Source organism: Methylocaldum sp. MU1018, from assembly GCF_053646775.1.
Genome location: NZ_CM132195.1, coordinates 4050391 through 4057659, shown reverse-complemented (window position 1 = coordinate 4057659; position 7269 = coordinate 4050391). Strand labels below are relative to the sequence as shown.

The 7269-nt window shown below is 58.9% G+C and carries 8 protein-coding genes; all 8 read left to right on the top strand.

Annotation, left to right across the window (positions count from 1 at the left end):
- Window positions 1-184 precede the first annotated feature (184 nt).
- The 8 genes from rpmH (at window position 185) to ACWJKU_RS18655 (ending at window position 7102) form a co-directional block, all read left to right on the top strand.
- A complete protein-coding gene (rpmH, locus tag ACWJKU_RS18690; protein ID WP_454144818.1) occupies window positions 185-319 on the top strand; it encodes a 50S ribosomal protein L34 in 135 nt (44 codons plus the stop codon).
- Between the two features lie 3 nt (window positions 320-322).
- Window positions 323-718, top strand: a complete 396-nt coding sequence (gene rnpA, locus ACWJKU_RS18685) for a ribonuclease P protein component (protein ID WP_454144816.1) — start codon at window positions 323-325, stop codon at window positions 716-718.
- Window positions 673-897, top strand: a complete 225-nt coding sequence (gene yidD, locus ACWJKU_RS18680) for a membrane protein insertion efficiency factor YidD (protein WP_454144814.1) — start codon at window positions 673-675, stop codon at window positions 895-897. The genes rnpA and yidD overlap by 46 nt, the downstream gene beginning before the upstream one ends.
- A 2-nt stretch (window positions 898-899) precedes the next feature.
- Window positions 900-2534 carry a membrane protein insertase YidC gene (yidC, locus tag ACWJKU_RS18675; RefSeq protein ID WP_454144812.1) on the top strand — a complete coding sequence of 545 codons (1635 nt, stop codon included), beginning with the start codon at window positions 900-902 and terminating at the stop codon, window positions 2532-2534.
- Between the two features lie 345 nt (window positions 2535-2879).
- Window positions 2880-4226 carry a tRNA uridine-5-carboxymethylaminomethyl(34) synthesis GTPase MnmE gene (gene mnmE / locus ACWJKU_RS18670; RefSeq protein WP_454144810.1) on the top strand — a complete coding sequence of 449 codons (1347 nt, stop codon included), beginning with the start codon at window positions 2880-2882 and terminating at the stop codon, window positions 4224-4226.
- Between the two features lie 345 nt (window positions 4227-4571).
- Window positions 4572-5900, top strand: a complete 1329-nt coding sequence (locus ACWJKU_RS18665) for a tyrosine-type recombinase/integrase (protein ID WP_454144808.1) — start codon at window positions 4572-4574, stop codon at window positions 5898-5900.
- 401 nt (window positions 5901-6301) lie between these two features.
- Window positions 6302-6751, top strand: coding sequence for a hypothetical protein (locus ACWJKU_RS18660; RefSeq protein WP_454144806.1), 450 nt, complete (start codon window positions 6302-6304; stop codon window positions 6749-6751).
- Window positions 6752-6865: 114 nt separating this feature from the next.
- The gene (locus ACWJKU_RS18655) at window positions 6866-7102 is read left to right on the top strand and encodes a helix-turn-helix transcriptional regulator (RefSeq protein WP_454144804.1); all 237 of its coding nucleotides are present in this window, start codon (window positions 6866-6868) and stop codon (window positions 7100-7102) included.
- The last annotated feature ends 167 nt before the right edge of the window (window positions 7103-7269 follow it).

Genomic DNA, 7269 nt, shown 5'->3' with positions numbered 1-7269 from the left:
TGTACGGCTCCCTTGTCGTGCTCGAGGAATAAGACATAAGGCATAGGCGATAAATGCGTGAGCGCTTCAACGGAATCCCTTATCATACCTCAAGAGGCGACTTATCCACAGCATTGACAGAGCATTTCCCGTAAATTAGCATGTGCAGCTTTGTATTTGCTTTGCGGAACTCAACAGGTACACCATGAAAAGAACCTATCAGCCCAGCAAGATAAAACGCGTCCGTACCCACGGTTTTCGCACGCGCATGAAGACCCGCGGCGGACGTTCGGTTTTGAATGCGCGCCGCGCCAAAGGCCGCAAACGGCTTACCGTCTGACGTTTGGAGTCGCCTCGCTACGGCTTCCCCCGAACACGCCGCTTGAGCACCGCCGCCGACTTCCAGCGCGTTTTCGAGCAGCCCTGCAAGTCCGCAGACCACTATTTGACCGTGCTCGCGCGAACCAACGGTAGGGATCATCCGCGCCTCGGGTTGGCTATCGCCAGACGACAAATCCGTAACGCCGCCGATCGCAACCGCATCAAGCGCCTCATCCGCGAAAGTTTTCGCCTACGGCAGCCGCTGCTGGGCGGACTCGATTTTGTGGTAATGGCACGTAGCGCCGCAATTCAGGCAGACCATGAAACCATCCGAAGCTCGTTGCACAAGCACTGGGAACACCTGGTGAAACGATGCAAGCCCTCTTGGTCTTCCTCATCAAACTCTATCAATACCTGATCAGTCCTTGGGTGGGGCATCACTGCCGTTTCCACCCGACATGCTCCAGTTATGCCTTGACCGCGATCCGCCGGTTCGGATCTCTGCGGGGCTCTTACCTTGCCGTAAGGCGACTGCTGAAATGCCACCCCTGGCATGAAGGCGGCATTGATCCCGTCCCAGAACAATTCGGAAAATAAGAATGGATAATTTAAGGTTCGTTCTCTTCGTCCTCTTCATCTTCCTCGGCTTTATGCTGTGGCAGCAATGGCAAGTGGATTACGGGCCTAAGCCCGAACCCGTAGCGCAAGCCGAATCGGCGACGCCGGCCGCGCCGGGCGATGTCCCCGAATCGGCACGAAGCGTCGACGACGTCACCCAGAAAACCGAGCCGTCCGCTGCGGCCGCCGCGCATCAGCGCGTCAGCATCACCACCGACGTCGTCCGCGCCGAGATCGACACCAAGGGCGGCGATTTGCGCATACTTGATCTGCTCGGCTACCCGCAAAGCAAGGATCAGCCCGATAAGCCGGTACGGCTGCTCGACGATGAAAACCACTTCTTCATCGCGCAGAGCGGATTTTTGGGAGAAGAGTCCCTCTCGCCCACCCATCACACCGTCTGGCAGCCCGAAGCCGCGGCATACACGCTGGCGGAAGGCCGGGACACCCTCCGCGTGCCTTTCACATGGACCAACGACAAGGGAATCAAGATCACCAAAACCCTGGTCTTCACTAAAGGCAGCTATCTGATCGGACTGGAGCAACAAGTCATCAACCAGTCCGGAGCCGACTGGAAGGGACGCCAATACGTTCAGCTACAGCGCAAGAACCCCGAAGACAAGGATAAAGACGCTTTCGTCCGGACCTATACCGGCGGCGTGCTGTACACTCCGGAAGAAAAATACGAGAAGATCACGTTCAAGGACATGGCGGATTCGAACCTGAACAGGAAATCCAAAGACGGCTGGATCGCCATGATCCAGCACTACTTCCTGGCGGCCTGGATCCCGCTTCCCGGCGAAGAGCACACCTTTTACACCAAGGCTCTTTCCGACGATCATTTCGTCATCGGTACCTATTCGCCCATGCTCGAAGTCAAGCCGGGCGAGGAAAAAGTCTTCAAGGCCAGTCTATTCGCCGGTCCCAAGCTCCAGCGCGTATTGGAACAAACGACTCCCGGCCTGGATCTCACGGTGGACTACGGCGCGCTGACCATCGTCGCCAAACCCATCTTCTGGCTCCTGGAACAGTTCCACAAAATCTTCAACAACTGGGGATGGGCGATCATTTTCGTCACTATCACGCTCAAGGCCCTGTTCTACAAGCTGTCGCAAGCCAGCTACCGTTCCATGGCCAGGATGCGGAAGCTTCAGCCCAAGCTTCAACAGTTGAAGGAGCGTCATGGCGACGACAAGCAGAAGTTCAACATGGCGATGATGGAGTTGTACCGCAAGGAGAAGGTCAACCCGCTGGGCGGCTGTCTGCCGATCCTGGTCCAGATTCCCGTGTTCATTGCTCTGTACTGGGTTCTGATCGAAAGCGTGGAAATGCGCCAGGCGCCCTTCGCCCTTTGGCTGAACGACCTTTCCTCCAAGGATCCCTACTTCATCCTTCCCTTGATCATGGGCGTCTCCATGTTCATTCAGCAGAAGCTCAATCCGCCGCCGGCCGATCCGGTACAGGCCAAGGTGATGCAGTTCTTCCCGGTGATATTCACCGGCTTCTTCGCCTTTTTCCCGTCCGGACTGGTGCTCTACTGGGTGGTCAACAACATCCTGTCCATTCTCCAGCAGTGGCACATCACCCGGCAGATCGAAAGAAGCGCGGACGCCTAGCACGGCTCCCGGCGCGGGGCTGGCATCGCAGCCCCGCCGCCATCCTTTCGCTTTACGATGGCGCAAGGCGCCGGCATTTCCCCGTCGATCCGGATCGGATGCTTCTTCCGGAACCCATTCGATGTTTCAATCCACGCCCGGCCTCCCCGTGAGCGGAGAAGTGACCGGAAGGACGACGATGCGCCGCATCGCCGTCCGGATTCGGCCATTGCGGACTCCCTCCTTGGCGCCCGTCCCTTCGGGACCCGCCTGCCGACGGTCCCAGCGCGTTCCCTTCGAACTTGCGCTCCTGAAGGAGAGGTTTCAGCTCCGCCGCTCTTCGAATCAGACCAGCAAGGTGTTCCAATGAACACATTATCCCGCGATACCATCGCCGCCATCGCCACCCCGCCCGGCAGAGGCGGCATCGGCGTGATCCGCGCTTCCGGCGATGCCGTGCCCGACCTGATGCGCGAGGTTCTACGAAAAGAACTCGAGCCGCGCTACGCCCATTACGGACGTTTCTACGATCAGGACGGCTCGGTTCTCGACACCGGCATCGCCTTGTACTTTCCGTCGCCCCATTCGTTTACCGGCGAGGACATCCTCGAACTGCACGCGCACGGCGGCCCGGTCGTGCTCGATCTGCTGCTGCGCCGCGTCCTGAGCCTGGGCGTCCGGCTGGCGCGACCGGGAGAATTCAGCGAGCGGGCCTTTCTCAACGACAAGATCGATCTCGCTCAGGCGGAAGCCATCGCCGATTTGATCGAGAGCACCACCGAACAAGCCGCCCGCTCCGCCCAACGCTCTCTCGAGGGCGAATTCTCGGCGCAAATCCATAAGCTCGTCGAAGCTCTGATCGAACTGCGGCAATACGTGGAAGCGTCCATCGACTTCGTCGACGAAGACATCGATTTTCTGTCCGAAGGCCGTATCGCCGAAAAGCTCGCGGAACTTCGGGCGGCACTCCGGCATATCCGCCATTCCGCCCGGCAAGGCTGTCTGCTGCGCGAGGGCATGACCGTCGTCATCGCCGGCCGTCCCAATGCCGGAAAATCCAGCCTCCTCAACCAACTCGCCGGGCGGGAAGCCGCCATCGTCACCGAAATCGCCGGCACCACCCGCGACACCTTGCGCGAACACATTCAAATCGACGGCATGCCCCTGCATGTGGTGGACACCGCCGGCCTCCGCGAAAGCGAGGATGTGGTCGAACGCGAGGGCATACGCCGGGCGCAAACCGAGATCGGCAAGGCCGACCGCCTCCTGCTCCTGATCGACGACCGCACGCCGGAAGACGGGGAAGCCCTGCTTCGAACCCTGCCCGCCGATATCCCGGTCACCCGCGTCTACAACAAGATCGATCTTACCGGAAAACCGGCTGGCTTCATCGAAGACCGCGAAGGTGCCGCGGTGTATCTGTCCGCCAAAACCGGCGAAGGCCTGGACCATCTCCGGCAGCACCTCAAATCCGCCATAGGCTACGACAGCGAGGCGAGCGACGTTTTCATCGCCCGCCGGCGCCATCTCGACGCGCTAAGCCGCGCCCGGAATTTTGTCGAGAGCGCCGAGACGCAATGCCGGACCCGCGCCGCCGAACTCCTCGCCGAAGACCTCCGCGAAGCCCAGCACGCGCTATCGGAAATCACGGGCGAATTCACCTCCGAGGACCTTTTGGGCCGGATATTCTCCCGTTTTTGCATCGGAAAATAGCGAGCCTTCCGGCGTAGTCCGAAGCCTTCCGCAAAACACCCATAAGCCCGCGTAACTGCGGGCTTTTTGTTCCTTAATAGGCTTGCGTGTTCCGCACAAATCCGCTTAAATGTGTGCCCATATGTGTGCCCAAGATGAAAAGCGGTGTGCCCATGTGAATGTGCTGGTGTGCCCTAGACCCCTGTTTAGGGGGCGGAGAAATCACTTTTTCATGGGCACACAAGGCGGCAAACCCGGCTGAATTCCGCACCAGGCAAGGGTTTCAGGCGGTGTGCCCAAGGCGAAATGGTGTGCCCAAGATGATGCTGGTTTTCATGGGCACACGCACTGCGGAAGGGGTGAATCATGGTGCTGTCAGATACCAAGCTGCGAAGCCTGAAACCGGCTGGCAAGGCATATCAGGAAGCAGACGAGGGCGGACTATTCTTGGAAGTCATGCCCGGCGGTGCAAAGGTTTGGCGGATGCGCTACCGCATCGGCGGGCGTGGAGCCAAGCAAGAAAAAATCACGTTGGGCGAGTATCCGGCCTATTCACTGGCTGAAGCCCGGACGTGGCGGGACGATTGCAAGGCGCTGGCCGGGCGCGGCTTATCCCCGATGGCCTTGAAGCGTGGCGATCCGATCCCCGGCGATGCCGCCCCCGCCGTAAAGGAATTGGCACAAGCTTTCATTCGCAACTGGTGCATGAAGGCTGTCGAGAGGGTGAAAGCCAAGGAAGCCGAGGCTAAAGCCGCCGACACCGTGGAAGCCTTTTCCCGGCGCTGGTATGCCGAGATTGTGGAGCCTGCGAACAGTAGCCCCCGGAATATCAAGCGGGTATTGGATAAGGACGTGATCCCGGCGATTGGCAGCAAGCAAATTGCCGACGTGACCGTGACCGACATTCTGGCGATTACCGACAAGATCAAGAATCGCGGGGCCGATCAAATGGCACTGCAAACCCGCAACGTGATGAAGCGGCTGTTCGCTTATGCCATTGCGCGGGAGAAAACCCAATTCAACCCGGCGGCGGCAATCGAGGCGAAATTCATTGCCCAAGCCAAGAGCCGCGACGTAGCCCTAACCCCGGAGGAAATCGGGAAGCTGCTGCGGGCAATCTACCAATCCAGCATGAAGCGGGCGCACAAGCTGGCGCTGCATCTGCTGATTCTGTGCATGGTGCGGAAATCGGAACTGATCGAAGCCAAATGGGAAGAGCTTGACCTTGAGAAAGCGGAATGGGCGATCCCCGGCGAGCGCATGAAGAAAGACAAGCCGCACCTTGTTCCACTGTCCCGGCAAGCGGTGGCGATGTTCGAGGAATTGAAGGGGCTGGCGAGCGGCTCCGAGTGGGTATTCCCGAGCCGTGGGAGCCTGAAGCAACCCATAGCGAAAAGCACCCTGAATGTCGCGGTGCGGGCGCTGGAAATCGACGTGCGGGACTTCGTGATTCACGACTTCCGGCGGACGGCATCGACGCACCTGCATGAAGCGGGCTTCAATTCGGACTGGATCGAGAAATGCCTGGCCCACGAAACCAAGGGCGTCCGTGGCGTCTATAACCGGGCGCAGTATGCCGACCAGCGGCGGGAAATGTTGCAATGGTGGGCGGACTTCGTGGATAGCCAGATTCAGGACGGACGCGGCAAGGTCATCATCGGGCCGTTCGGGAAGGCTTATCAGGCTGCGTCATAACGAGTTTGCCGCACCTACTCCGACAGGAGGAAAACCGGGAAACCCTTGCCCGGCTGGTGCGGCACCCAATCAAGGGAAGCGTGAAAGGGCGCGATGATGGATGGATACAACGCAAAGAGCTGCAATGCACTGGAAAAGCCTTTTTATCGACCTGTTGAGGCGGCATTGCGCTGGTGCGGGTTGATAGCCCATGAATCAGCGATCCTCTCTTGCGTAGGCGATGGAATACCGAAAACCGGACAATTCCCCTATGGCCTTGCCTGCAAGCGAACACAGAAAAAATCCTCGATGCCATCAGGCACAACAATATTCCGTATGGCCGCGACGGGCGAACGGTGGCGGCTGGCGAACATGTGGCGCAGGGGCGTCTAACCGTGAGGCATACCGACTTGCGCGAATGGATGGCAAAGCACTACCCCGACCAAAAGCCCGCATTCCTGTTTGACGAAATCGAGCGCAATACCCATGCGGCAATCAATGCCGATACTTTCCTGGCCTTGCAAGCTGACCGGGATGCAATGCGGGCGGAACTGGAAAAGGTGAAGGCAAGGGAGGCGGACACTATCCGCGAAATGGACGCCATGCGCGGCGAACGCGATTCACTGCGGGCGGAACTGGAAAAGATGAAGGCTCCCGGCGAGCGAGAGGAGACAACCTATCTGAACATCATCGGGGCTATGCTGGCGCTGATGCTGAGCAAATCGCCAGCGGGCAACCGGCAATCCATTTTCGACAACCAAGCCGCGATCATTGACGCGCTACTCGGACACTATGAAGGCAAACCTGGTATATCGCAGCGAACACTGGAAAAAAAGTTTGCAGCGGCAAACCGAAGCCTGGGCGCGACCTGATCCATTACCGCAACTGCGGTAACGTCTTCCGCAACTGCGGTTACTTGGGAAGCCGCGATGTATTGAATGCGAGCCATGCCGGTATGTCCCGGCGAATGCTTAGGAGTGGCGAGCATGGCCGCACAAACCCAATCCCCGCTGACCATCCTTCGGCGCAAGCAAGTAGAAGCCCGCACCGGGCTTTCCCGTTCCAGTATCTATGCCCGCATGCGGCATAACCCAAAGAGGCCGGGCGACTATGACCCGACCTTCCCCAAGCCTATTTCCGTCGGCGCCAAAGCTGTAGGCTGGATCGAGGCGGAAATTGACGCATGGCTGGCTGCCCAAGTTGAAAAGAGCCGCAAGGCATAAGGGGGCGGCCATGACTACAAAAACAAAGGGCCGGAGCGGTGGCGACCGTCCGACCCAAAACATTCCCAGCACCATTGATTTTACCAAAGCGGCGGCAAATCCAGCGGGCAATGAAAAAGAAAGGAGGCTTGAAATGAGCCGCCCAATTGCCATGGTGGATCATTGCC